Annotated in this window: 23 protein-coding genes, 4 tRNA genes and 1 riboswitch; of the genes, 19 read left to right on the top strand and 8 right to left on the bottom strand. The window is 59.1% G+C overall.

Annotated features, from left to right (window positions below; all coding sequences use genetic code 11):
- Window positions 1–13 precede the first annotated feature (13 nt).
- Both CXQ82_RS23985 and astE read left to right on the top strand, forming a co-directional pair.
- A complete protein-coding gene (locus tag CXQ82_RS23985) occupies window positions 14–304 on the top strand; it encodes a hypothetical protein (protein WP_003214319.1) in 291 nt (96 codons plus the stop codon).
- Window positions 305–315: 11 nt separating this feature from the next.
- Window positions 316–1,320 carry a succinylglutamate desuccinylase gene (gene astE / locus CXQ82_RS23980; protein WP_101272597.1) on the top strand — a complete coding sequence of 335 codons (1,005 nt, stop codon included), beginning with the start codon at window positions 316–318 and terminating at the stop codon, window positions 1,318–1,320.
- Between the two features lie 1,080 nt (window positions 1,321–2,400).
- Here the strand turns inward: astE and CXQ82_RS23970 are convergent.
- Window positions 2,401–2,910: a 6,7-dimethyl-8-ribityllumazine synthase gene (locus tag CXQ82_RS23970; protein WP_101272595.1), complete on the bottom strand. Its 510-nt coding sequence runs from the start codon at window positions 2,908–2,910 to the stop codon at window positions 2,401–2,403.
- 96 nt (window positions 2,911–3,006) lie between these two features.
- Window positions 3,007–3,176, bottom strand: a riboswitch (FMN riboswitch).
- A gap of 191 nt (window positions 3,177–3,367) precedes the next feature.
- Between CXQ82_RS23970 and ltaE the strand changes: the two genes are divergently transcribed.
- The 8 genes from ltaE (at window position 3,368) to mgtE (ending at window position 11,110) form a co-directional block, all read left to right on the top strand.
- On the top strand, window positions 3,368–4,372 hold the full coding sequence (gene ltaE, locus CXQ82_RS23965) for a low-specificity L-threonine aldolase (protein WP_101272594.1): 1,005 nt from the start codon (window positions 3,368–3,370) through the stop codon (window positions 4,370–4,372).
- Window positions 4,373–4,518: 146 nt separating this feature from the next.
- Window positions 4,519–7,137 carry an alanine--tRNA ligase gene (gene alaS / locus CXQ82_RS23960; RefSeq protein WP_101272593.1) on the top strand — a complete coding sequence of 873 codons (2,619 nt, stop codon included), beginning with the start codon at window positions 4,519–4,521 and terminating at the stop codon, window positions 7,135–7,137.
- Between the two features lie 97 nt (window positions 7,138–7,234).
- The gene (locus CXQ82_RS23955; protein ID WP_056861669.1) at window positions 7,235–8,476 is read left to right on the top strand and encodes an aspartate kinase; all 1,242 of its coding nucleotides are present in this window, start codon (window positions 7,235–7,237) and stop codon (window positions 8,474–8,476) included.
- Between the two features lie 176 nt (window positions 8,477–8,652).
- Window positions 8,653–8,841: a carbon storage regulator CsrA gene (gene csrA / locus CXQ82_RS23950; protein WP_003175645.1), complete on the top strand. Its 189-nt coding sequence runs from the start codon at window positions 8,653–8,655 to the stop codon at window positions 8,839–8,841.
- Window positions 8,842–8,903: 62 nt separating this feature from the next.
- A tRNA-Ser gene (locus CXQ82_RS23945) sits at window positions 8,904–8,994 on the top strand.
- A 108-nt stretch (window positions 8,995–9,102) separates the two neighbouring features.
- A tRNA-Arg gene (locus tag CXQ82_RS23940) sits at window positions 9,103–9,179 on the top strand.
- Window positions 9,180–9,251: 72 nt separating this feature from the next.
- A tRNA-Arg gene (locus CXQ82_RS23935) sits at window positions 9,252–9,328 on the top strand.
- 339 nt (window positions 9,329–9,667) lie between these two features.
- Window positions 9,668–11,110, top strand: coding sequence for a magnesium transporter (mgtE, locus tag CXQ82_RS23930; protein ID WP_101272592.1), 1,443 nt, complete (start codon window positions 9,668–9,670; stop codon window positions 11,108–11,110).
- Window positions 11,111–11,203: 93 nt separating this feature from the next.
- On the opposite strand, the gene CXQ82_RS23925 is transcribed toward mgtE, so the two are convergent.
- The 3 genes from CXQ82_RS23925 to CXQ82_RS23915 all read right to left on the bottom strand — a co-directional run bounded on the left by CXQ82_RS23925 (window position 11,204) and on the right by CXQ82_RS23915 (window position 12,338).
- Window positions 11,204–11,530 carry an Arc family DNA-binding protein gene (locus CXQ82_RS23925; RefSeq protein ID WP_003175643.1) on the bottom strand — a complete coding sequence of 109 codons (327 nt, stop codon included), beginning with the start codon at window positions 11,528–11,530 and terminating at the stop codon, window positions 11,204–11,206.
- Between the two features lie 389 nt (window positions 11,531–11,919).
- Complete coding sequence (locus tag CXQ82_RS23920; protein ID WP_101272591.1) at window positions 11,920–12,099, bottom strand: PA3371 family protein; 180 nt, start codon at window positions 12,097–12,099, stop codon at window positions 11,920–11,922.
- An 11-nt stretch (window positions 12,100–12,110) separates the two neighbouring features.
- Window positions 12,111–12,338: a hypothetical protein gene (locus tag CXQ82_RS23915; protein WP_101273859.1), complete on the bottom strand. Its 228-nt coding sequence runs from the start codon at window positions 12,336–12,338 to the stop codon at window positions 12,111–12,113.
- Window positions 12,339–12,675: 337 nt separating this feature from the next.
- On the opposite strand from CXQ82_RS23915, the gene CXQ82_RS23910 reads away from it, so the two are divergent.
- Both CXQ82_RS23910 and CXQ82_RS23905 read left to right on the top strand, forming a co-directional pair.
- Window positions 12,676–12,752: transfer RNA gene (locus CXQ82_RS23910), tRNA-Arg, on the top strand.
- 299 nt (window positions 12,753–13,051) lie between these two features.
- Window positions 13,052–14,431: an MFS transporter gene (locus CXQ82_RS23905; RefSeq protein WP_101272590.1), complete on the top strand. Its 1,380-nt coding sequence runs from the start codon at window positions 13,052–13,054 to the stop codon at window positions 14,429–14,431.
- 59 nt (window positions 14,432–14,490) lie between these two features.
- Here the strand turns inward: CXQ82_RS23905 and CXQ82_RS23900 are convergent, their stop codons facing one another.
- The 4 genes from CXQ82_RS23900 to flgA all read right to left on the bottom strand — a co-directional run bounded on the left by CXQ82_RS23900 (window position 14,491) and on the right by flgA (window position 17,085).
- Window positions 14,491–15,240: a flagellar brake protein gene (locus CXQ82_RS23900; protein WP_101272589.1), complete on the bottom strand. Its 750-nt coding sequence runs from the start codon at window positions 15,238–15,240 to the stop codon at window positions 14,491–14,493.
- 96 nt (window positions 15,241–15,336) lie between these two features.
- Window positions 15,337–15,807 (bottom strand): flagella synthesis protein FlgN, encoded by a 471-nt coding sequence (locus CXQ82_RS23895; RefSeq protein ID WP_101272588.1) that lies wholly within the window; start codon window positions 15,805–15,807, stop codon window positions 15,337–15,339.
- Window positions 15,808–15,855: 48 nt separating this feature from the next.
- Complete coding sequence (gene flgM, locus CXQ82_RS23890) at window positions 15,856–16,179, bottom strand: flagellar biosynthesis anti-sigma factor FlgM (RefSeq protein WP_101272587.1); 324 nt, start codon at window positions 16,177–16,179, stop codon at window positions 15,856–15,858.
- Between the two features lie 141 nt (window positions 16,180–16,320).
- Entirely contained in the window at window positions 16,321–17,085 is a 765-nt protein-coding gene (flgA, locus tag CXQ82_RS23885; RefSeq protein WP_101272586.1) for a flagellar basal body P-ring formation chaperone FlgA, read from the bottom strand.
- Window positions 17,086–17,178: 93 nt separating this feature from the next.
- Between flgA and CXQ82_RS23880 the strand changes: the two genes are divergently transcribed.
- The 7 genes from CXQ82_RS23880 (at window position 17,179) to CXQ82_RS23850 (ending at window position 23,456) form a co-directional block, all read left to right on the top strand.
- The gene (locus CXQ82_RS23880; RefSeq protein ID WP_101272585.1) at window positions 17,179–18,111 is read left to right on the top strand and encodes a chemotaxis protein CheV; all 933 of its coding nucleotides are present in this window, start codon (window positions 17,179–17,181) and stop codon (window positions 18,109–18,111) included.
- A 42-nt stretch (window positions 18,112–18,153) separates the two neighbouring features.
- A complete protein-coding gene (gene cheR, locus CXQ82_RS23875; protein WP_016979774.1) occupies window positions 18,154–18,981 on the top strand; it encodes a protein-glutamate O-methyltransferase CheR in 828 nt (275 codons plus the stop codon).
- 246 nt (window positions 18,982–19,227) lie between these two features.
- On the top strand, window positions 19,228–19,635 hold the full coding sequence (gene flgB, locus CXQ82_RS23870; RefSeq protein ID WP_003175633.1) for a flagellar basal body rod protein FlgB: 408 nt from the start codon (window positions 19,228–19,230) through the stop codon (window positions 19,633–19,635).
- A 3-nt stretch (window positions 19,636–19,638) separates the two neighbouring features.
- Window positions 19,639–20,091 carry a flagellar basal body rod protein FlgC gene (gene flgC, locus CXQ82_RS23865; RefSeq protein WP_101272584.1) on the top strand — a complete coding sequence of 151 codons (453 nt, stop codon included), beginning with the start codon at window positions 19,639–19,641 and terminating at the stop codon, window positions 20,089–20,091.
- 16 nt (window positions 20,092–20,107) lie between these two features.
- Complete coding sequence (flgD, locus tag CXQ82_RS23860; RefSeq protein WP_101272583.1) at window positions 20,108–20,827, top strand: flagellar hook assembly protein FlgD; 720 nt, start codon at window positions 20,108–20,110, stop codon at window positions 20,825–20,827.
- Between the two features lie 31 nt (window positions 20,828–20,858).
- On the top strand, window positions 20,859–22,166 hold the full coding sequence (gene flgE / locus CXQ82_RS23855) for a flagellar hook protein FlgE (RefSeq protein ID WP_101272582.1): 1,308 nt from the start codon (window positions 20,859–20,861) through the stop codon (window positions 22,164–22,166).
- 180 nt (window positions 22,167–22,346) lie between these two features.
- Window positions 22,347–23,456, top strand: a complete 1,110-nt coding sequence (locus tag CXQ82_RS23850) for a hypothetical protein (RefSeq protein ID WP_101272581.1) — start codon at window positions 22,347–22,349, stop codon at window positions 23,454–23,456.
- The last annotated feature ends 14 nt before the right edge of the window (window positions 23,457–23,470 follow it).

Genomic DNA, 23,470 nt, shown 5'->3' with positions numbered 1-23,470 from the left:
CCGAGAACTCTTTATGACCACCGACACCCTGAAACTGATTCTTGAAGACACCGACGGCACCCAGCTGGAAACTTCCTGCACCCGCGTCGCCGTGGTCTGGCAGGGCAAGGAAATCTGGATCCAGCACGACGGCCGTGGCCAACTGCTGATCGGCGTGGACGTGGAAGAAGGCGACGCCGAGTACGCCAACTTGCTGATGCGCCCATTGGCCACCAACCTGATGAGCCTGCAACTGGAAATGGAACCGGCCGACGTTGAAGGTGATGACGACGATCACGTCCACGGTCCTGGCTGCAACCACTAAGGAAGCTGCTTATGCTCGCCCTTGGCAAACTGCTTGAACTGACCCTCGCCGGTCGTGAACCGGCGCAAAAAATTCAACTGACTGTCGACGGCGTGCAGATGCGCTGGCTCAGCGAGGGCGCGCTTGAAGTGCGCCCGCCGCAGGCCTTGGACAGCGGCGCCGACCTGCTGCTGTCGTCCGGCATCCATGGCAACGAAACCGCGCCGATCGAACTGCTCGACCGCCTGTTGCATGGCATCGCCCGTGGGGAGATCAAGCCCCGCACCCGTATTCTGTTCCTGTTCGGGAACCCCGAGGCCATGCGCCGCGGCGAGCGTTACCTCGAGCTGGACGTCAACCGGCTGTTCAATGGCCGGCATGAACAAAACATCGGCCCCGAAGCCATGCGCGCCGCCGAGCTTGAGCAACTGGCACGCAGCTTCTTCAGCCTGCCGGGCCGTTCGCGCCTGCATTACGACCTGCACACCGCCATTCGCGGCTCGAAGATCGAGCAGTTTGCCCTCTATCCGTGGAAGGAAGGGCGCCAGCACTCACGCCACGAGCTGGCGCGCCTGAACGCCGCCGGCATGCAGGCGGTGCTGCTGCAGAACAAAACCTCGATCACCTTCACCGCGTTTACCTACGAGCAGCTGCACGCCGAAGCCTTCACCTTGGAACTGGGCAAGGCGCGGCCGTTCGGGCAGAACCAGGGCGTGGACGTGTCCCGCCTGGAAACCCGCCTCAAGCAGATCATCGAGGGCAACGAGCCGGTGACCGAGAGCCTGGACGGCCTGCAACTGTTTGCCGTGTCCCGGGAAGTCATCAAGCACAGCGATGCCTTCCTGATGCACCTGCCGGCGGACGTGGAAAACTTTTCGCCGTTGGCGCCGGGCTATCTGTTGGCCGAAGACGTGGCCATGACCCGCTGGGTGATCGAGGAGGAGGGCGCGCGCATCATCTTCCCCAACCCGAAGGTCAAGAATGGCTTGCGGGCAGGGATATTGATTGTGCCGACCACGGATGCCGGGTTGGCCTAGATCCCTAGATTCACTCGGTCAAATGTGGGAGGGGGCTTGCCCCCGATAGCAGTGTGTCAGCCAGCTTATATTTAGCTGATGCACCGCCATCGGGGGCAAGCCCCCTCCCACATTGGTTTTGCAGTGTTGCTTAGGCCGCTACAGCATGAGCAGGGATATTGAGTATGCCGACTATGGATGCCGGGTTGGTCTAGATCTCAAGGCTTAACCGGATCCAAATGTGGGAGGGGGCTTGCCCCTGATAGCAGTGTGTCAGCCAGCTCACCTGTAGCTGATACACCGCCATCGGGAGCAAGCCCCCTCCCACATTGGTTTTGCAGTGTTGCTTGGGCCGCTACAGCGCGAGCAGGGATATTGAGTGTGCCGCCGGGTTGGCCTAGATCCCGAAATTCACTCGGCCAAATGTGGGAGGGGGCTTGCCCCCGATAGCAGTGTGTCAGCCAGCTTATATTTAGCTGATGCACCGCCATCGGGAGCAAGCCCCCTCCCACAATGGTTTTGCAGTGTTGCTTAGGCCGCTACAGCACGAGCAAGGATATTGAGTGTGCCGACTATGGATGCCGGGTTGGCCTAGATCTCAAGGCTTAACCGGATCCAAATGTGGGAGGGGGCTTGCCCCCGATAGCAGTGTGTCAGCCAGCTCACCTGTAGCTGATGCACCGCCATCGGGGGCAAGCCCCCTCCCACATATATTTTGCAGTGTTGCTTAGGCCGCTACAGCACGAGCAGGGATATTGAGTGTGCCGACTATGGATGCCGGGTTGGCCTAGATCTCAAGGCTTAACCGGATCCAAATGTGGGAGGGGGCTTGCCCCCGATAGCAGTGTGTCAGCCAGCTCACCTGTAGCTGATGCACCGCCATCGGGGGCAAGCCCCCTCCCACATTGGTTTTGCGGTGTTGCTTAGGCCGCTACAGCACGAGCAGGGATATTGAGTGTGCCCGACTCTAGATCCCGAGATTCACTCGGCCAAATGTGGGAGGGGGCTTGCCCCCGATAGCAGTGTGTCAGCCAGCTCACCTGTAGCTGATGCACCGCCATCGGGAGCAAGCCCCCTCCCACATTGGTTTTGCAGTGTTGCTTAGACCGCTACAGCACGCGGCTCGCTGCGACGGATCGCGCGGACCTTGTGCAGGGTGTCGGCGCAGGTCTTCGCAGCTTCCTGGCCCTTGTGCACGAAGTGATCGTGGAAGAACGCGTGGTGCTCGCTGCCGGCGTGGAAGTGGTGCGGGGTCAGGGACACCGAGAACACTGGCACTTCAGTTTCCAGCTGCACTTGCATCAGGCCGCTGACCACCGACTGGGCGACGAATTCGTGGCGGTAGATGCCGCCGTCCACCACCAGCGCAGCGGCAACGATACCGGCGTAGCGGCCGGTCTTGGCCAGCAGCTTGGCGTGCAGGGGCATTTCAAAGGCGCCGCCGACTTCAAAGAAATCGATGTCCGATTCCTGGTAGCCCTGGGCGATCATTTCGGCGAGGAAGCCTTTGCGCGATTGGTCGACAATATCCTTGTGCCAGCAGGCCTGGATAAACGCGACGCGCTCGCCGTGATGGTTTTTGCTTTTGCTGTCGATTGCGGTGGGTTGCATGTTCTGACTCCTGTTTAAGAAAAAAACAGGGCGTTATGAATCGAATGGGATTTAAGGGTACGCAAACACAATGGGTGTGCGGCCCTTAGGTGCCAATCCCGTTCTCTCTTCATCCGGACTATGACCGTCGGCCCCGGGATCACACCGGGTCTGCTGACCTTGCCGCCGTCCTGCGTGAGCAGTTCGAGGCGCCAAGCGCTCGCGGGCTATACACATTGCGTGTAATTACCGCCGGTGGGGAATTACACCCCGCCCTGAGAACGTTGCCGCCAGAACCCTGGCGGCGGAGAGTTTTTAACATGGTTTTTCAAAAACTGCACGATCGCCGTATCGATAACCTATATCGGTTAGTTTGGTTGGTATTCGATTGAATGCAGCTGGGGCTTGATATTCCGTGGCGTTGCCCGCAGTAATCGTTACTAGAACAATACGTCCCCACCCGTCAGAGGCCTGTTTGATGACCGTGATTGACCTGCGCAGCGACACCGTGACCCAGCCCACCCCAGGCATGCTCGACGCCATGGCCACCGCCGTCAGCGGCGATGACGTGTATGGCGAAGACCCCAGCGTCAACCACCTGGAGGCCGAGCTGGCCAAGCGCCTGGGGTTCGCCGCCGCGTTGTTCGTGCCCACCGGCACCATGAGCAACCTGCTGGCGTTGATGGCCCATTGTGAGCGGGGCGAGGAATACATCGTCGGCCAGCAGGCCCACACCTACAAATACGAAGGCGGCGGCGCGGCGGTACTCGGCTCGATCCAGCCGCAGCCGCTGGAAGTGCAGGCCGACGGCTCTCTCGACCTGGCCCAGGTGCTGGAAGCGATCAAGCCGGATGACTTCCACTTCGCCCGCACCCGCTTGCTGGCGTTGGAAAACACCATGCAGGGCAAGGTGCTGCCGTTGGAGTACCTGGCCAAGGCGCGCGCATTTACCCGTGAACATGGCCTGGCCCTGCACTTGGATGGCGCGCGGCTCTACAACGCAGCGGTCAAGCTGGGGGTGGATGCGCGGGAGATTGCACAGCATTTCGATTCGGTGTCGGTGTGCCTGTCCAAGGGCCTCGGCGCGCCGATCGGCTCGGTGCTGTGCGGTTCCACGGCGTTGATCGCCAAGGCGCGGCGTTTGCGCAAGATGGTCGGTGGCGGCATGCGCCAGGCCGGTTCGTTGGCGGCGGCGGGGCTGTATGCGCTGGATCACCAGGTGCAGCGCCTGGCCGACGACCACGCCAACGCCCAATGGCTGGGCGATGAATTGCGCAAGGTCGGCTACAGCGTGGAGCCGGTGCAGACCAACATGGTCTACGTGCAGATCGGCGACCAGGCCCCGGCCTTGAAGGCCTTTGCCGCCGAGCGCGGGATCAAGTTGAGCGCCGCGCCGCGCTTGCGCATGGTCACTCATTTGGATGTGAGCCGCGCGCAGATCGAGCAGGTGCTGCAGGCATTCGTCGAATTTTCACGCAAATGATCGTGCAGACCGTCTAATTGAACCGCTCTATCGCATAAACACGCTGTACCACCGGCAAAGGGCCGATATAATGCGGCCCTTTGCCGTCGCTCCGTCTGATGATGTTGCGCACTGGCCTTTGGCCGCAGCCTCCGTGGAAGAACCTAATGAAAAGCGCAGAAATCCGTGAAGCCTTCCTTCGCTTCTTCGAGGAGCAAGGACACACCCGTGTCGCCTCCAGCTCCTTGATCCCAGGCAATGACCCCACCCTGCTGTTCACTAACGCGGGGATGAACCAGTTCAAGGACTGCTTCCTGGGCCAGGAAAAGCGCGCGTACACCCGCGCCACCAGCAGCCAGAAGTGCGTACGCGCCGGCGGTAAGAACAGCGACCTGGAAAACGTCGGTTACACCGCACGCCACCACACCTTCTTCGAAATGCTGGGTAACTTCAGCTTCGGTGACTATTTCAAGAAAGACGCGATTACCTTCGCCTGGACCTTCCTGACCGGCGTGCTGAAGCTGCCGAAGGAAAAACTCTGGGTCACCGTCTACGCGACGGACGACGAAGCGTATGACATCTGGACCCAGGAAATCGGCGTGCCCGCTGAGCGCATGATCCGCATCGGCGACAACAAAGGCGCGCCGTACGCGTCCGACAACTTCTGGACCATGGGCGATACCGGCCCGTGCGGCCCTTGCACCGAGATCTTCTACGACCACGGCGCCGACATCTGGGGCGGCCCACCGGGCTCGCCGGAAGAGGATGGCGACCGTTACATCGAGATCTGGAACAACGTGTTCATGCAGTTCAACCGCACCGCCGACGGCGTGTTGCATCCGCTGCCGGCGCCGTCGGTGGATACCGGCATGGGCCTGGAGCGGATCAGTGCGGTCATGCAGCACGTGCACTCCAACTATGAAATCGACCTGTTCACCAACCTGCTGAGCGCGTCGGCGGCGGCCATTGGCTGCGCCAATGAAAACCAGTCTTCGCTCAAAGTGGTGTCGGACCACATCCGTTCCTGCGGCTTCCTGATTGCCGACGGTGTACTGCCGTCCAACGAAGGCCGTGGCTATGTGCTGCGTCGCATCATCCGTCGCGCTTGCCGCCACGGTAACAAGCTGGGCGCCACTGGCAGCTTCTTCTACAAAATCGTTGCCGCACTGGTTGCCGAGATGGGCGAAGCCTTCCCGGAACTCAAGCAGCAGCAGGGCAACATCGAGCGCGTGCTCAAGGCCGAGGAGGAGCAATTCTCCAAGACCCTGGAACACGGCCTGAAGATTCTGGAGCAGGACCTGGCCGAGCTTAAAGGCACCGTGGTGCCGGGCGACGTGGTGTTCAAGCTGTATGACACCTACGGTTTCCCGATGGACCTGACCGCCGACATCGCCCGTGAGCGTGAGCTGACCATCGATGAGGCCGGTTTCGAGCGTGAGATGGAGGCCCAGCGCGTGCGCGCGCGTTCCGCCAGCTCCTTTGGCCTGGACTACAACACCCTCGTCAAGGTTGACGTACCGACCGAATTCACTGGCTACAGCGCCACCGTTGGCTCGGCCAAGATCGTTGCCCTCTATAAAGACGGCAAGTCGGTCGACGTGTTGAACGAAGGCGACGAGGCGGTCGTGGTCCTGGACCAGACCCCGTTCTACGCCGAGTCCGGTGGCCAGGTAGGCGACTGTGGCTTCCTGAGCTCGACCTCCGGCCGCTTTGAAGTGCGCGACACCACCAAGACCGGCGGTGCGTTCCTGCATCACGGTGTGCTGGTGCTGGGCAACCTGACGGTGGGCGCGCCGGTCGACACCCAGGTCGATGCCGACGTACGCCATGCCACCGCGCTGAACCACTCGGCCACGCACTTGCTGCACGCCGCGTTGCGCCAGGTGTTGGGCGAGCACGTCCAGCAGAAGGGTTCGTTGGTCGATAGCCAGCGCCTGCGCTTCGACTTCAGCCACTTTGAAGCGATCAAGCCGGAGCAGATCAAGGCGCTGGAAGATATCGTCAACGCCCAGGTGCGCCAGAATACCCCGGTCGAAACTGAAGAAACCGACATCGAAACCGCCAAGGCCAAGGGCGCCATGGCGCTGTTCGGCGAGAAGTACGGCGACAACGTGCGCGTACTGAGCATGGGCGGCGACTTCTCGGTGGAGCTGTGCGGCGGTATCCACGCCAACCGTACCGGTGACATCGGCCTGCTGAAAATCATCAGCGAAGGCGGTGTGGCTTCCGGTGTACGTCGTATTGAAGCGGTGACTGGCGCTGCGGCCCTGGCCTACCTGAATGCGGCTGAAGAACAACTCAAGGAAGCGGCCAGCCTGGTCAAGGGCAGCCGCGACAACCTGATCGACAAACTGTCCGCCGTGCTGGAGCGCAACCGTGCGCTGGAGAAACAGCTGGAGCAGTTGCAAGCCAAGGCAGCCAGTGCGGCGGGCGACGATCTGTCGGCTGCTGCGGTGGACGTCAAGGACGTGAAAGTCCTGGCTGCGCGCCTGGACGGTCAGGATGGCAAGGCGCTGTTGGCCCTGGTCGATCAGTTGAAGAACAAGCTCGGCCGCGCAGTGATCCTGCTCGGCAGTGTCCATGAGGATAAGGTCGTTCTGGTTGCCGGTGTAACCAAGGACCTGACTGGCCAACTCAAGGCCGGTGATTTGATGAAGCAAGCCGCCGCGACAGTGGGCGGGAAGGGCGGTGGTCGTCCGGACATGGCGCAAGGCGGTGGTGTAGACGCTGGTGCCCTGGACGCGGCCCTGGCCCTGACCGTGCCGTTTGTCGAGGCGGGTATTTAAGGCGCTGTGGATGAGCCCATGGTCTAGTCATGGGCTCGCCTGGTTGCTTGAAGATTGGTTTATTGGGCGCCCCTTTACGGGCTGAGGCGGCTTAGAAATGGCTTTGATCGTACAGAAATTTGGAGGCACCTCGGTCGGCTCTGTCGAAAGAATCGAGCAGGTGGCCGACAAGGTTAAGAAATTCCGCGATGCCGGCGACGACCTGGTGGTGGTGCTGTCGGCCATGAGCGGTGAGACCAATCGCCTGATCGATCTGGCCAAGGCAATCAGTGGCGACCAGCAACCGCTGCCGCGCGAGCTGGATGTGATTGTGTCCACCGGCGAGCAGGTGACCATTGCCCTGTTGGCCATGGCCCTGAACAAGCGTGGCGTGCCGGCCGTGTCTTACACTGGCAGCCAGGTGCGCATTCTGACTGACAGTGCGCATACCAAGGCGCGCATCCTGCAGATCGATGATCAGAAAATCCGCACAGACCTGAAAGCCGGGCGTGTGGTAGTTGTAGCAGGGTTCCAGGGTGTGGACGAGCAGGGCAACATCACCACCCTCGGGCGTGGCGGTTCGGACACCACCGGTGTGGCGTTGGCAGCGGCCCTCAAGGCTGATGAATGCCAGATCTATACCGATGTGGACGGTGTGTATACCACCGACCCGCGTGTGGTGTCCGTGGCCCAGCGCCTGGACAAGATCACCTTTGAAGAGATGCTGGAAATGGCCAGCCTCGGTTCCAAGGTGTTGCAGATTCGTGCGGTGGAGTTCGCCGGCAAGTACAACGTTCCGCTGCGCGTATTGCACAGCTTCAAAGAGGGGCCGGGCACCCTCATTACTATTGATGAAGAGGAATCCATGGAACAGCCGATCATTTCCGGCATCGCTTTCAACCGCGATGAAGCCAAGCTGACGATCCGTGGCGTGCCAGACACCCCGGGCGTAGCGTTCAAGATCCTCGGCCCTATCAGTGGCGCGAACATTGAAGTCGACATGATCGTGCAGAACGTTTCGCACGATAACACCACCGATTTCACCTTCACCGTGCACCGCAACGAGTACGATGCAGCCGAGCGTATCCTGCAGAACACCGCGAGCGAGATTGGCGCCCGTGAAGTGGTCGGCGATACCAAGATTGCCAAGGTGTCGATCGTGGGCGTGGGTATGCGTTCCCATGCCGGCGTTGCCAGCCGCATGTTCGAGGCCCTGGCCAAGGAAAGCATCAACATCCAGATGATCTCCACGTCGGAAATCAAAGTCTCGGTGGTGATCGAAGAGAAGTACCTGGAACTGGCTGTACGCGCGCTGCACACCGCGTTTGAGCTGGACGCTCCGGCCCGACAGGGCGAGTGATAGCAATGCCAGGAAGGCGCGGTTTACCGCGCCTTTCATTTTTTTGTAGGGCGCATGGTCTTTTGTGTGCGCTCGACAATACTTAGGCCGTTAGGGCAGTGGCCGTCAGGTCGTGGCTCGAGCGCCTTTTTTTTGCAGACTGTTGTTCCTGAACTGAAATGCGTGAGGAGAAAGGTATGCTGATTCTGACTCGTCGTTGCGCAGAAAGCCTGATTATCGGTGATGGCGAAATCACCGTGACCGTGCTCGGCGTCAAAGGCAATCAAGTACGTATCGGGGTTAACGCTCCGAAAGAGGTAGCGGTCCACCGCGAGGAAATCTACCTGCGGATCAAGAAAGAGAAGGACGAAGAACCAAGCCTTTAATTTTTATCGTTTTTTATGTTTGCAAACGGGGATGAACGTGGTTAATATACGCCCCGTGTTGCGGAGAGCTGGCCGAGTGGCCGAAGGCGCTCCCCTGCTAAGGGAGTACACCTCAAAAGGGTGTCGGGGGTTCGAATCCCCCGTTCTCCGCCATTATTTGCTTAGTACGTTGCAATCTGGTTTTTTCGCTAAGTTGTTGAAATTAAACGAAAAAATAGCTTTACATAGAGATTGAACGGCCTATAATGCGCGGCAACAAATGCACTCGTAGCTCAGCTGGATAGAGTACTCGGCTACGAACCGAGCGGTCACAGGTTCGAATCCTGTCGAGTGCACCATTTAAGAGTCAGTTGCAGCAATGCAGGTGACTTGGCTCCAACCAGTTGTGATCTGGTCTAAAAACACAATCTGCACTCGTAGCTCAGCTGGATAGAGTACTCGGCTACGAACCGAGCGGTCACAGGTTCGAATCCTGTCGAGTGCACCATACAAACAAAAAGCCCGCCTAGTGCGGGCTTTTTGCCGTCTGGGGTTTGTGTAGGATTTCGTGTTTTTCTTCTGTGTCATGTGTTTTCCCTTCGCGCGGCGTCGTCGCAGTTCATAGATGCAGCCAATGCTCAGCTTTGGCTCGCAAGCGCTTGTTCTTTCCAGTTTTTTGACGTTAAAAGTTGGCGCACGGTGTATCATTGCGCCCGTCAGCCCCGCCGGGGCTTGTGGAATACCTCCATGGACTTACCCAGTAGTTACTCAGTACCCCGCTTTACCAATCATGAATTGACTGATTGATCCTTCCGGCGTGCCCCGCTGCTGGGAGTGGAGTTCGCCTATGACCGAAGTAGAAGTAAAGAAAACACAAGAAAGCCTGCAGGATCGCCTCGCTCAAGTTATCGAGCTGCTGCAGCGCCAGCGTGTGGTCGAAGACCTCACGCATCGCCAGGAAGGTCCGAACAACGACCGCGTTGAAAACCTGGTTCACCGGCAAAACCTCGTCGAGCTGCAACGCAAGCTCGATGACCTGCACTCCGCCGACGTCGCCTATATTCTCGAAGCCTTGCCGCTGGATGATCGACTGACCCTCTGGCAGTTGGTCAAGGCCGACCGCGACGGCGACATCCTGCTGGAAGTGTCCGACTCGGTCCGTGAAACCCTGATCGCCGACATGGACGATCACGAGCTCCTGGCTGCGGCCAGGGAGATGGACGCTGACGAGCTGGCTGACCTGGCCCCTGAGCTGCCCCGTGATGTTGTCCATGAGCTGATGGAGGCCCTCGACGGCCAGCAGCGTGAGCGCGTGCGCTCCGCGTTGTCCTATGACGAGGACCAGGTCGGCGCCCTGATGGACTTCGAGATGGTCACCATCCGCGAAGACGTCAGCCTGGAAGTGGTATTGCGTTACCTGCGCCGCCTCAAAGAGCTGCCCGGCCATACCGACAAACTGTTTGTGGTCGACTACGAAGGCATCCTTAAGGGCGTGCTGCCGATCAAGCGCCTGCTGGTGAATGATCCGGACAAGAAAGTTGCGGATTTGATGGCCAGCGACACCGTGAGTTTCCACCCGGACGAGGACGCCTACGAGGCGGCCCAGGCGTTTGAGCGTTACGACTTGATCTCGGCCCCGGTTGTCGACAAGAACGGCAAGCTGATTGGCCGTCTGACCATCGATGAAATGGTCGACCTGATTCGTGAAGAGAGTGAGACCGAAGTCCTCAACATGGCGGGTTTGCGTGAAGAGGAGGATATCTTTGCCTCGGTCTGGCGCTCCCTGCATAACCGCTGGGCCTGGCTGGCGGTCAACCTGATCACGGCGTTTATCGCCTCGCGTGTGATCGGCTTGTTCGAAGGCTCCATCGAGAAGCTGGTAGCCCTCGCGGCGCTGATGCCGATTGTGGCGGGTATCGGCGGTAACTCCGGTAACCAGACGATCACCATGATCGTGCGCGCCATGGCGTTGGACCAGGTAAGTACTGCCAATTCCTCGCGCCTGCTGCGCAAAGAGCTGGCCGTGGGCCTGATCAACGGTTTGGTGTGGGGTGGGGTGATCGGCGTAGTTGCCTACTTGCTGTATGGCAGCTGGTCGCTGGGGGTGGTGATGACTGCCGCCATGACCCTCAACCTGCTGCTGGCGGCGCTGATGGGGGTGCTTATCCCCATGACCCTGGCGCGCCTGGGGCGCGATCCTGCCATGGGTGCCAGCGTGATGATCACGGCCATGACCGACAGTGGAGGCTTCTTCATCTTCCTGGGCCTGGCGACGATCTTCCTGCTGTAATGCCTTCCTGCGGGGACAGCCCTGTCCCCGCTTTGCCAAATCCCACGCAAAAAAAAGCCAGCACATGGCTGGCTTCGGCTTTCAGTTTTTAAATCAATTGGCTTCTGCGGCCGCTTCCACGTCGTGCGCAATAAGCGAGACGAGAGCATTTTGCTGGCGGTGGGAGAGCTGACGAAAACGCTGCAGCAGTTCGCGTTCGTGCAGCGACAGCTCGGGGCTGTCCAGGCGCATGCTCAACTCGTCGCCCAGCGCACCTTCCTGAATAAGGCTCTGTTCCAGGCGCGCGATGATTTCGGAGTTCATGCTGCGGTGATGATTGCGAGCCACCTCGGCAATGCGTTCCCGCATTCCGTCTGGCAGACGTACGACGAACTTGTCAGCCGTACGGCTGGAATAAATTGCCTGTTTCAATGGGCGCATATATTTAACCGGTTAGTTCAGGGGAGCGGTTTTTGGAATTGGCCGCAAGATGAGTGTTAAGACAAGGCTCACGACTAAAGTTCAACCCTAATTGCAAAGAGGCCGCATCATGCCTCAGATTTGACAGTTCCTTGGCGTCAATTCTGTGACAAATATTGAACTGCCTAAAGGCTTTATGCCAGCACTCATTTACATTTTTGCGGACTGGTTGGAAAACTTTTCAACCCGTGAACCCGCAACGGAACTTCCTGTAAGCACAAGCCGCCCTCGGGCTTGAGGCCGCACATGCTATAGCAAAGTGGCCTTTTGCCCTTATTTTTAAGACTAGTGGCAATTTGCCGATTTACTAGGACGGGGCGACATAAGGTAGGGCGGGGGGGGAGAGGGGCTCAGCGTAAAACCGGGTCGAATTTGAATCTGCGCCCTACGATCAGGGTCAGCACCAGCAGGCTTGCAAACGCGCCGGTTGCGACCAGTGCGAGGGTTTGCCCCTCTGGCGCGTCGGCATTCAGGCCGAGGATGCCGGTGATAACGGTCAGGCAAAGAAACAGCCAGGCGAATTTGCTCATGCGCGGTTTCCTCAGAAAACCCAATGTTCAGATACGGGGGCGGCCTGGGTGTCCTGGGTCAGGCGCACCGGCGATTGTGCGCCGGGTGTCATCACTGCCAGTTGCGGGCGCTGTTGCAGGTGGTGCGGTACCGCCTGGGTGATCTGCGCAGGGTCGCTGCTACCAGCCGATTGGAAATGGAAGGTCACCAGGGCAGCCAAGGCTACGGTGTTGAGGGCTAACAGAAGGGCACTGTTCATGGTCATGTTCTCCGCTTAACGCCGTAGCTGGATGGCTTGGGTAGGGTTCTGATAGGAGAAGTATTGCAGGTCTTGTGCCAATCTTTTATTTCAATAAAATCAATGGCTTGAGTCTACTTTAAAGCGCGCAGAGGTTGCAATTTGCAATGCTGGCATTTTGGGGGAGTGCATTTTGCACGATGACAGCAAGCGCCCGTGTTTGCTGGGGGAAAATGCAACCGCCAGCACAAGCATCGGCCTACACTCAAAAAGCCAACGGACGACATGACAAAACTGACCTCGGCCGTTAACATGCACGCCGTCCGTCGCGGTGCCCCTGGCCCGATGGCTGTCATTAGTCCCAGTAGCTCAATTGGATAGAGCATCCCCCTCCTAAGGGGAAGGTTGGCCGTTCGAACCGGCCCTGGGACACCAGATTCTCGGCACCTAAAGCTGCCCGTATAAAAGCCCCGCACAGCACCTCCTGGCGGGGCTTTTTTGTGTGCGTGGGTTCTTTTCGAACACCGGTCGAACCTTGCCGCCGATCGAGGTTCACAGCAGGTGCCGGCGGGTATTTTCCATAACGGTGTACCTTGCACGCCCCCCGGCAGCGTCTGAGCTGTTAAGCAAAATAATCCCCGGAATCAGTGCCTTTTGCCTGTCCGGACCCGGCAACCCGGGACTATCATGCCGATAGCCCTGTCTCTCACTGCAAGGAGCCGCTCGGAACGCCGATGCGCCAGATCTGGAAACCTTTTCGAGCCCTTTATTTCGCTTCCTTGATGATGCTGATCGGCTCCGGCCTGCTCAGTACCTACCTGGCCCTGCGCCTGGCCGCCGATCATGTCGACAGCCTGTGGGTAGGTGCGCTGATGGCGGCCAACTATTTTGGCCTGGTGCTGGGTGGCAAGATCGGGCATCGCCTGATTGGCCGTGTCGGGCACATCCGGGCTTACGCTACCTGTGCCGGGATCGTCGGTGCGGCGGTGTTGGGCCACGGCCTGATCAACTGGCTGCCGGCCTGGATCGTGCTGCGGATGATCGTGGGCCTGGGGATGATGTGCCAGTACATGGTCATCGAAAGCTGGCTCAATGAGCAGGCGGACGCCAAGCAGCGTGGCGCGGTGTTCAGCGGCTATATGATCGCGTCCTACCTGGGGCTGGTGCTGGGTCAGTTGATTCTGGTGATGCACCCCCAGCTCGGCCTCGAATTGCTGATGCTCGTGGCGCTGTGTTTTGCCCTGTGCCTGGTGCCGGTGGCCATGACCCGGCGTATTCACCCGGCGCCCTTGCACCCTGCACCGATGGAGCCGCGCTTCTTTATCAAGCGTGTGCCGCAGTCGCTGAGTACGGTGCTGGGTGCTGGGTTGATCGTGGGGTCGTTCTACGGTCTGGCGCCGCTCTACGCCTCCCAGCAAGGCCTGACCACCGAGCAGGTGGGTCTGTTTATGGGTAGCTGTATTTTTGCCGGCTTGGTGGTGCAGTGGCCATTGGGCTGGTTGTCGGACCGCTATGACCGCGCTCTACTGATTCGCTGCTTTGCCCTGTGCCTGGCGGTGGCGGCACTGCCGTTGGCGGTGCTGACTAAAGTGCCGCTGGAAGTTTTGTTCGTGGCGGGCTTCTTGTGTTCGCTGGTGCAGTTCTGCCTGTATCCGTTGGCGGTGGCGTTTTCCAATGACCATGTGGAAGGTGACCGCCGCGTGTCGCTCACGGCCATGTTGTTGGTGACCTACGGGGTGGGCGCCAGCATCGGGCCGTTGCTCGCCGGTGTGGTGATGAAAATGTTCGGCAGCCACATGCTTTATGCGTTTTTCAGCCTGTGTGCGTTGATCCTGGTGTGGCGCATCCGCCCGAAAGCGGTGACCAACCTGCATCAGGTCGACGACGCGCCGTTGCACCATGTGGCAATGCCCGACAGCATGTCCAGCTCGCCGCTGGTGGCCTGCCTCGATCCGCGGGTGGATGAGGCGGTGGTGCAGGAACAGATGCAAACCACCGCCCCTGAGCCTGAAACCGAGCCCGAAGCACCTGCAGATGAGCCGGTCGCCGAAGCGCCGACTGACCCACTGGACCCGGACGAACATCCCCACGACTTGAGCAGGGCGCGCCCCTGAAAGCAAAAACGGGCAGATCCCATCAGGATCTGCCCGTTTTTTGTCGCGATCTTTAATGCTTAAAAATCGTCGTCTTTGTCGAAGCGCCGGGCTTCGCGTTGCAGCTGGTACACGAACCGCTCGACCTGGCGCTGCACCAACCCACTCATGTTGTGGAAGCGCACGCCGGCGAAGGTGGTGTTGATCTTCTCTTCGAAGTGCAGGTAACGCAGTTCGACCGAGGTGGTCATGCTGCCAAAGGGCAGGGCGGCGATAAAGCGGTCATAGACCTGGCCCAGTTGCAGGCGCTCGGAGATGTCGCCTTCAAAGCGCAATTTGCAGCCGGTGGCGGAAATATCCAGCAGTTTGCCGCTGACCGGTGCCTTAAGCTTCTCGCCACCCAGTTCGATGTTGACCAGTTGAGCCAGCTTCAAGGCGGCGCGGAAGGCATTGCGGCGCTGATGGTAGACCACCTCGTCAGGCAGGCCGCCGGTGTAGATACGGTGGCCGTCCTTTTCGCTGATAGTCAGGCTGCCGTTGCTTTCCCACGCCACGCGTACGCCGTCGTGGAAGCCTTCAATGCGGAAAGGCTCGCCATTTTCCAGGTAACGTTCGCCGTCACGCGGGATCATTTCGTCCAGGGCCAGGGTGTTGCTGTCCCGGTCGACGTCCACCAGGTAGCTCTGGAAGCGCTGGCTGCGTTCATGGAAGGTGATGATCAGCGGATCATGGCTGTCTTGCAGCATCCGCAAGGTGCTGGCGATTTCCAGAGGCGTGGTGAGCACCTTGGGTGGCTGCGGTGCATCTTCCGCATTAAGGGCGTTGAACACGGTTCTTCCATCTCCAGACAAAATACGACTACACGCAAGAACAGGCATTTTGCCAGTATGTGGCGCGCCTTGGATAGGCCGGGCCGTAAACCGGCATCAGGCTTGGCTGCGGGTGCTTGGCTTGACCAGGCGCGAGGTGGAACCTTGGGCGTTGTAAAGCGCCGGAGGCTCTCCGCCGTGAAGTATACGCAACTGGTTGGCGGTCGTAGCTTGCTGAAGCTGGATCGACTGACCGTTGAGCAGGTTGGCTTCCTGGCACTGGGCGAGCAATTGATTGAGTTCTTTGCTCTGGGCCAGTAGTTGATCGCCCACCGAGGAATGGCTGGCCAATTGCGCCAGGCCATCGTGGTCTGCCGGCAGACCGAGGCTGATGAGGATCTGGCTGCGTTTTTTGCCGTGCTGTTCCAGCAGGACAATCAACGACTGCTTGCGCGCGAGAATTTCTTCGAGCAAGGGCATGTCCCGGCCGTAGAGGGCCAGGGATTCTTCCTTGAGCAGCTCGAGCAACTGTTGCGTCGGCGCTTGATCATCAATGATCAGTTGAAGCAAATGTTCGTCGTGATGCATGGCTGGCCTTGGGGTTTAAGCGTCCAAAAGCCCGGCGCAGGCCTTTGCCTAGCGCTCGGCTTCGAAATTAAGCAGCTTGCTGGCTACACGGTTGCTGTCGACTTTATAGCTGCCATCGGCGATTGCCTGTTTCAATTCGGCCACACGGGCTTTATTGACTTCCGGTTGATCGCGCAGCGAGTCAGTGACCTTCTGCAACTGTTGAGCCTCATTGCTCAGGTGTACGGATTCCCCGCTCTGGCTGGCGCTGGCCTGTTCTGCCTTGGCGGGCAGTGGCTGGGCCTTGGCTTCTACGCTGTCCTTGGCACCCGTGGTGCGCGTAGTGCCCGACGTGGCCGGGGTGTTATTTAAACGACTGAAATCGATGACCATGATAAAAAAACCTCTGGGTATTTGGACGCTTGCCATGTTTTCGGCCATACCCGGACAAACTTTAGGCGCAATTGACAATAAACTGCACAGGCCGGCGCCCAGTCGACAGTGTAGGAAAAGCCGGCGTCTGATACCAGTGGTCTATAAGGCCACCTCCACTTGGCCAGGCGCTGTGACCCGCGCCTTGATCACGCGATTGGAGTTGAGGTTCTTGACCCGGATCTGTTCGCTCATGCCGCCGTTGGAAAGCGCTTCACCCGGCATCTTTACGTTCAGCGCGCCGCTGCTGGCGGAAATCACCACCTGGTCGCCCTTGCGAATCACTTCGGCCTGCTCAAGATGCACCAAGGTGATGACCTGGTCTGTGACCACTGGTCGGGTTAATTTCTGCCCAACGGCCTGGTCGAGGGACGTCAGGTAGCCCTGGCTGATCATGCTGATGTCGCGTTCGCGCAGTACAACATCCTCGAAACCGATGATGCCGGTGCGTTTCAGCGGGCGCGCAACCACCACTACGTCGCGAAACAGTTTGACCTGCGCCGGCACGAACACCGTCCAGGGCGAGGCGCCATCACAGCGTACCTTTACGGTCACGCGGCCGATCGGCTGGGCCGGGCTTTCCAGGGTGGCTGTCAATTCCTTGTCGCACATGGGCATGCGCAAGCGAGGGTCCAACTGGCTGACCTGGATTTCATAACGCCCAGGCGTCTGGGTGGTCGCCAGATAATCTTCTACAGTGAACTCAAGAAAGCCTTGGGTGACGCCGATAAGTAGATCAGGCAAGGTGACGTTGTCTGCGCGGGCCGCGGCTCCCAGGCTTGCAGCCAGCAGCGCCACGCAGGCGCAGAGCAATCTGCGGTACTGTGGGAATCGTAGGCGTCGGGAAACTGTCGTTTTAATGTCCATGATCGGTAAATTGCAAAGCTCGTGCCGTTTAGTGTTGGGTGCGCGTCTGCCCTATAGGTAATAGGCCAAAGGTTTTAGCGTAGGAGTAAAGGCATGGCAGGTGTAATGGATTCAGTAAACCAGCGCACACAGCTGGTAGGGCAGAATCGCCTGGAGTTGTTGCTTTTTCGCCTGGATGGCAAGCAGCTGTATGGCATCAACGTGTTCAAGGTGCGGGAAGTGCTGCAATGCCCCAAGCTGACGATCATGCCCAAGTCCAGCCCGGTGGTGTGTGGCGTTGCCAGCATCCGTGGTGCGACCATCCCGATTCTCGACCTGGCCCTGGCCACCGGTTCGGCTCCGTTGCAGGACCGTGAGAACCCGTTTGTCATCATTACCGAATACAACACCAAGACCCAGGGTTTCCTGGTGCGCTCGGTGGAACGCATCGTCAACATGAACTGGGAAGAGATCCATCCGCCGCCCAAGGGCACCGGCCGTGATCACTACCTCACGGCGGTGACGCGAGTGGATAACCAGTTGGTGGAAATCATCGACGTAGAGAAGATCCTCGCCGAAGTGGCGCCCACCTCGGAATCGATTTCCGTGGGTGTGGTGGATGCCGAAACGGCGCACAAGGCGATCTCCCTGCGGGTGCTGACCGTGGATGACTCCTCGGTGGCGCGCAAGCAGGTGACCCGTTGCCTGCAAACCGTCGGTGTGGAAGTGGTGGCCCTCAATGATGGCCGCCAGGCGTTGGATTACCTGCGCAAGCTGGTGGATGACGGCAAGAAGCCGGAAGAAGAATTCTTGATGATGATCTCCGACATCGAGATGCCGGAAATGGATGGCTACACCCTCACGGCCGAGATACGCAACGACCCACGCATGCAAAAATTGCATATCATCCTGCATACTTCATTGTCGGGTGTATTCAATCAGGCGATGGTCAAGAAAGTCGGTGCCGATGACTTTCTGGCCAAATTCCGTCCTGATGACCTGGCAAACCGGGTAGTCGACCGGATCAAGGCAGCAGATCACGGCTAAGGGGTTTTCCCTGGCGGTCACACGATTTAAGAGGCGGTATCATTGTCTACGGGTAATTTGGATTTCGAACAGTTCCGGGTCTTCCTGGAAAAAGCCTGTGGCATATTGCTCGGTGAAAACAAGCAGTACCTGGTATCCAGCCGTCTCAACAAACTGATGGAACAGCAGGGCATCAAGTCCTTGGGCGAGCTGGTCCAGCGTATTCAGGGCCAGCCGCGCAGTGGGCTCAAGGAAATGGTGGTCGATGCCATGACCACCAACGAAACCCTGTGGTTTCGTGACACCTACCCGTTTGAAGTGCTCAAGAGCAAGGTGCTGCCGGAAGCCATCAAGGCCAGCCCGGGCCAGCGCCTGCGAATCTGGTCGGCGGCGTGTTCCTCGGGGCAGGAGCCGTATTCGATCTCGATGTCCATCGATGAGTTCGAGCGGACCAACATGGGCCAGCTCAAGGCCGGCGCGCAAATCGTTGCCACCGACCTGTCCGGCACCATGCTCACCAACTGCAAGACCGGCGAGTACGACAGCCTGGCCTTGGGCCGTGGTTTGTCCCAGGAGCGCCTGCAACGTTACTTCGATCCGAAAGGGGCGGGGCGTTGGGCGGTCAAGGCGCCGATCAAGAGCCGTGTGGAGTTTCGCTCGTTCAACCTGCTCGACAGCTACGCCAGCCTGGGCAAGTTCGACATGGTGTTCTGCCGCAACGTGCTGATCTACTTCTCGGCCGAGGTGAAGAAGGACATCCTGCTGCGCATCCATGGCACGCTCAAGCGCGGTGGCTACCTGTTCCTCGGTGCTTCCGAAGCGCTGAACGGCTTGCCGGATCACTACCAGATGGTGCAGTGCAGCCCGGGGATTATTTACCAGGCGAAATAAGCCGTACTCGGTCAACAATGTGGGAGGGGGCTTGCCCCCTCCCACATTTTTTTCTGCGGCAAATTTCAACAGAGCGGCAATGCCCATTGCCGCTTTACTGGCGCCACGCGGAAACCGCTTGCCGCTTTTCTGGCATTGCCGCCGGCAAATATCCCGCAAACCCTTGAAATACGGGCCTCGCGAAAACTGGCATGCGCCTTGCTATGACCTTGTTACGAAAAGCAGGTCAGCCTAAAGGTTTCCGCCATGAGCATCAGCTTCGATAAAGCGCTCGGTATCCACGAACAAGCCCTGGGCTTCCGCGCCCAGCGCGCTGAAGTCCTGGCCAACAACATTGCCAACGCCGACACCCCGAACTACAAGGCTCGGGACCTGGACTTCTCCGCCGTGCTAGCCGCACAGCAGGACAAAACCAAGAACGGCACCTTCGCCTTGAACATGACCAACAGCCGTCATATTGAAGCGCAAGGCCTGAGCAGTGGTGATGAGTCGCTGCTGTATCGCACCCCGATGCAGCCGTCGATCGACCAGAACACCGTGGACGCCCAGCTGGAGCAATCGGCCTATGCCGAGAACTCGGTGAACTTCCAGGCCAGCTTTACCCTGCTCAACAGCAAATTCAAAGGGCTGATGTCAGCCCTGCGTGGAGAATAAGCCATGTCCCTAGCCAGTGTTTTTAATATTGCCGGCAGTGGCATGAGCGCGCAGACCACGCGCTTGAACACCGTCGCCAGTAACATCGCCAACGCCGAGACCGTGTCTTCGAGCATTGACCAGACCTACCGTGCCCGCCACCCGGTGTTCGCCACCATGTTTCAGGAAGGCCAGGCGGGTCAAAGCGGCAGCGGCAGTTCGCTGTTCCAGAACCAGGATGCGGCAGGCCAAGGCGTGCAGGTACTCGGCGTAGTTGAGGACCAGAGCAATCTGGAAGCCCGCTACGAGCCGAACCATCCGGCGGCGAACGAAAAAGGCTACGTGTACTACCCGAACGTCAACGTGGTCGAGGAAATGGCTGACATGATCTCCGCCAGCCGCTCGTTCCAGACCAACGCGGAAATGATGAACACCGCCAAAACCATGATGCAGAAGGTCCTGACCCTGGGTCAGTGATAAGGGGCGCCAAATAATGGCCATCGTTGATACTTCTACCAACACGGCAGTCCAGGACCTTTTCAACACTAAGGTCAAGACCGCGACAGATAACGTGTCCAGCGTTTCCACGGCTGCCACCGGCAATCAGTCGCTGGGCAAAGATGCGTTCCTGCAACTGCTGGTCACCCAGCTGAAGAACCAGGACCCACTGTCGCCTCAGGACAACGGTGCGTTCGTGGCCCAGCTGGCGCAGTTCAGTAGCCTGGAAGGCATCAACACCCTGAATGACTCGGTGAATGCCATCTCCAGCAACTTCAGCTCTTCGCAAGCGTTGCAGGCGTCGTCGCTGGTAGGCCGTTCGATCATCACCCAGACCGACAAGGCCCTGGTGGACACGAGCAAGAGCATGACCGGTTCGGTGGCGGTAACGGCTGCGACCGGCAACGTCACGGTAAAGATCACCGACGCGAACGGCAATGTAGTACGCACCCTCGACCTGGGTGCCCAAAGCGCCGGTACTTCCGACTTCATCTGGGATGGCAAGAACGACGCGGGTGAGGTTGCCCCAGCCGGCACCTATACCTTCGCGGCCACCACCAAGAATGACAAAGGCGACGCCGTGGCCCTGGCAACTTCGCTGCCAGCCACGGTGACCAGCGTGACATTGAGCAAGACCGGCGGCGAAATGGTGCTGAACCTCGCGGGCGGCATGGGCAGCGTCAAGCTGTCGCAAATTCAGACTATCGGTACATAGAGCCGGCTAAATACGGCAGAAGGAGAGAAACATGTCTTTTAATATCGGCCTTAGCGGTCTCTATGCGGCCAACAAACAACTGGACGTGACCGGCAACAACATCGCCAACGTCGCGACCACAGGCTTTAAATCGTCGCGTGCGGAATTTGCCGACATCTACGCCGCGTCCAAGCTGGGTACCGGCCAGAACAGCATCGGTAACGGTGTGAACCTGGCGGCGGTGTCCCAGCAGTTCACCCAAGGTGACGTCAATGGCAGCGGCGGCATTCTGGACATGGCGATCCAGGGCGGTGGCTTCTTCGTACAGAAAGGCAGCGACGGTTCGCTGGAGTACACCCGCAGCGGTGCTTTCCGTGCGGATAAAGACGGCTACATCACCAACAACACCGGTACTTCGCGCCTGCAAGGCTACGCCGCGGACGACGACGGCAAGATCATCAAGGGTGGGCTGGTTGACCTGCAACTGAACCTGGCGAACCTGCCACCCAAGGCGTCCACCAAAGTCGACTCCACCAGCAACCTGAACTCCTCGGAGCTGGTGATCGATCAGACCACCAAAGCGTTCAACCCGTCTGATACCAGTACCTTCACCACCCAGTACAGCACCACGCTGTATGACGACCAGGGCAACTCGCACTCCATGGTGCAGTACATGGTGAAAAGCGACGCCAACGAGTGGAAGTCGTACACCTTGATCGATGGCCGCAACCTTGACGGCTCGCTGCCTACTACCGGTGGGCTGGCCACGGATCCACCTGCAGTGACCTTGACCTTTGATGGCGCGGGCAAGCTCAAGACCGTCGTCGGCGCCGACGTGACCGACACGACCCTGACGCTCAAGGACTGGGTGCCAGGTTCGGTCACCAACGGCGTTTGGACCGCAAACAATGCGACCGCGCCGGACATCGCCGTCAACATGGGCAACGTTACCCAGTACAACTCGGCCAGCTACCGCAACCCGCCGGTCACCGATGGCTACGCCACCGGCCAGATCACCGGCCTGAAAATCGATGGCAACGGCGTACTGTTCGCCACCTTCAGCAACCAGCAGAGCAAGGCCATCGGCCAGATCTCCCTGGCCAGCTTCAACAACGAACAGGGCCTGCAGCCAGCGGGCGGTACCACCTGGAGAGAGACTTTCGCCTCGGGTCAGCCGGGCTACGACACTCCGCAGAGCGGTACCCTGGGTTCGATCGTGGCCAACTCCCTGGAGAACTCCAACGTCAACCTGACCAACGAGCTGGTGGACCTGATCAAGGCCCAGAGCAACTACCAGGCGAACGCCAAGACCATCTCCACCCAGAGCACCATCATGCAGACCATCATTCAGATGACCTGATGCGGTAGCGCTGCACAAGAAGCCCCTCGAGAGAGGGGCTTTTTTGTGGGCGTCTTTTAATCCCAGGACCTTTCCCACTTCTGGCCAGAGCAGGAGACCACAGACGATTGTTGGAACTGACCACAGTTTTATTTCCACTTATCAGGCCGAGAACCAGCGGAAATTTCAGGGTGAGTTGGTATGTGGAATTCGTCGATGTCCGGCCATGAGGCTGGGGTAGGTCGGTATGACGTGGGTGGGGCAGGGCAGCACCTTTGGGGCGTAACCCGCTCAGACGGCCCCAAGGATGATCTGAGTGCTGATAAAGACGTGGTTCGAAAGCTGATCGGTGCGCTGGATGAGGCCGAGAAAACCTTCAAGAACCAGACGGTTCAAGATCTGCGGGACAAGCTCAATGAGCAGAGAAAGGAACTGGGCGACGCCAAATTCAAGGAAATCCTTGAACAACTGAAGATGGAGGTGGCTGAGAGTTGGCTGGCGCTGTTCAGGCGGCTGTTTCCGGATCTTTTTCCAGAGGATGGGCCGGCTCCTTCGCCTTCTCCGAGACCCTCGCCAGGTGGCGACGACGGCCGTGTTGGCAGAGTTAACCCAAGGGATTTTGGCTCCGTAGAGTCCATGAGCAACAAACCCTTTACCGAGGGAGCCAACCACTATCACTACAGGGTCGACAACAGTAACCCCGGGGCAAAACCGGGTACGGGCCGGGAGCAGGGCAATATCTGGTCTGGTTTCAGGCAGGGGCCGGACGGAAACTGCGTCACGGTTTCAGCCATAAAAAGCGCAATGATGAAGTTTGGCCAAAAGCCGACGGACGTTTTCCGCGATGTGAGGGCATCGGGTGATGGTTTCGACGTGCAAATGCGCGATGGCTTCCAGCTGCATTTAAGCCAGGACAACCTGAGGGAGGCGGCGCAGCAGGCGCGCTTCAAGGGTGATGACCCGGCGATGATCACCGATGCCAACTTCCTGTTTGCTGCCAGTGCCATGCGCGCTCATAGGGAAGGTAACAACGGGTTCGGGCATGGTAACGACCACAATGCCAGGCGCAGTTATACCGACGCGTTGGTCAGCCTGAACGACGGCGAGCATGCGAGTGAAGGGTTGGATCGCTTGGGGCTCAAAGGCCTGTACCGGCAGACGACCAGCGATGAGCTTGCCGCTGGCGCGCTGGGCGTAGTCAATTACGGCGGCCATTCAATGGCGGTGATTGGCGGCCAGGTAGAGTTGTGGGGCGGGAGAGGTGGCCGGCCCAAGAGGGAAGATCCGGGTGAAGCGTACGCATTTGTATAGCGTGAAAGGCAACC

It is taken from the genome of Pseudomonas sp. S09G 359 (assembly GCF_002843605.1).
GTDB lineage: Bacteria > Pseudomonadota > Gammaproteobacteria > Pseudomonadales > Pseudomonadaceae > Aquipseudomonas.
This window is presented reverse-complemented; position numbering and strand designations above follow the sequence as displayed.

Coding starts and splice junctions, on each gene's coding strand:
- CXQ82_RS23920 (WP_101272591.1), bottom strand. CDS start 12,099: ATGAGCAAATTCGCCTGGCTGTTTCTTTGCCTGACCGTTATCACCGGC.
- flgE (WP_101272582.1), top strand. CDS start 20,859: ATGTCTTTTAATATCGGCCTTAGCGGTCTCTATGCGGCCAACAAACAA.
- CXQ82_RS23905 (WP_101272590.1), top strand. CDS start 13,052: ATGCGCCAGATCTGGAAACCTTTTCGAGCCCTTTATTTCGCTTCCTTG.
- astE (WP_101272597.1), top strand. CDS start 316: ATGCTCGCCCTTGGCAAACTGCTTGAACTGACCCTCGCCGGTCGTGAA.
- flgA (WP_101272586.1), bottom strand. CDS start 17,085: ATGGACATTAAAACGACAGTTTCCCGACGCCTACGATTCCCACAGTAC.
- flgD (WP_101272583.1), top strand. CDS start 20,108: ATGGCCATCGTTGATACTTCTACCAACACGGCAGTCCAGGACCTTTTC.
- CXQ82_RS23895 (WP_101272588.1), bottom strand. CDS start 15,807: ATGCATCACGACGAACATTTGCTTCAACTGATCATTGATGATCAAGCG.
- CXQ82_RS23880 (WP_101272585.1), top strand. CDS start 17,179: ATGGCAGGTGTAATGGATTCAGTAAACCAGCGCACACAGCTGGTAGGG.
- ltaE (WP_101272594.1), top strand. CDS start 3,368: ATGACCGTGATTGACCTGCGCAGCGACACCGTGACCCAGCCCACCCCA.
- mgtE (WP_101272592.1), top strand. CDS start 9,668: ATGACCGAAGTAGAAGTAAAGAAAACACAAGAAAGCCTGCAGGATCGC.
- alaS (WP_101272593.1), top strand. CDS start 4,519: ATGAAAAGCGCAGAAATCCGTGAAGCCTTCCTTCGCTTCTTCGAGGAG.
- csrA (WP_003175645.1), top strand. CDS start 8,653: ATGCTGATTCTGACTCGTCGTTGCGCAGAAAGCCTGATTATCGGTGAT.
- CXQ82_RS23915 (WP_101273859.1), bottom strand. CDS start 12,338: ATGAACAGTGCCCTTCTGTTAGCCCTCAACACCGTAGCCTTGGCTGCC.
- CXQ82_RS23925 (WP_003175643.1), bottom strand. CDS start 11,530: ATGCGCCCATTGAAACAGGCAATTTATTCCAGCCGTACGGCTGACAAG.
- CXQ82_RS23970 (WP_101272595.1), bottom strand. CDS start 2,910: ATGCAACCCACCGCAATCGACAGCAAAAGCAAAAACCATCACGGCGAG.
- flgC (WP_101272584.1), top strand. CDS start 19,639: ATGTCCCTAGCCAGTGTTTTTAATATTGCCGGCAGTGGCATGAGCGCG.
- CXQ82_RS23985 (WP_003214319.1), top strand. CDS start 14: ATGACCACCGACACCCTGAAACTGATTCTTGAAGACACCGACGGCACC.
- CXQ82_RS23850 (WP_101272581.1), top strand. CDS start 22,347: ATGTGGAATTCGTCGATGTCCGGCCATGAGGCTGGGGTAGGTCGGTAT.
- flgB (WP_003175633.1), top strand. CDS start 19,228: ATGAGCATCAGCTTCGATAAAGCGCTCGGTATCCACGAACAAGCCCTG.
- CXQ82_RS23955 (WP_056861669.1), top strand. CDS start 7,235: ATGGCTTTGATCGTACAGAAATTTGGAGGCACCTCGGTCGGCTCTGTC.
- flgM (WP_101272587.1), bottom strand. CDS start 16,179: ATGGTCATCGATTTCAGTCGTTTAAATAACACCCCGGCCACGTCGGGC.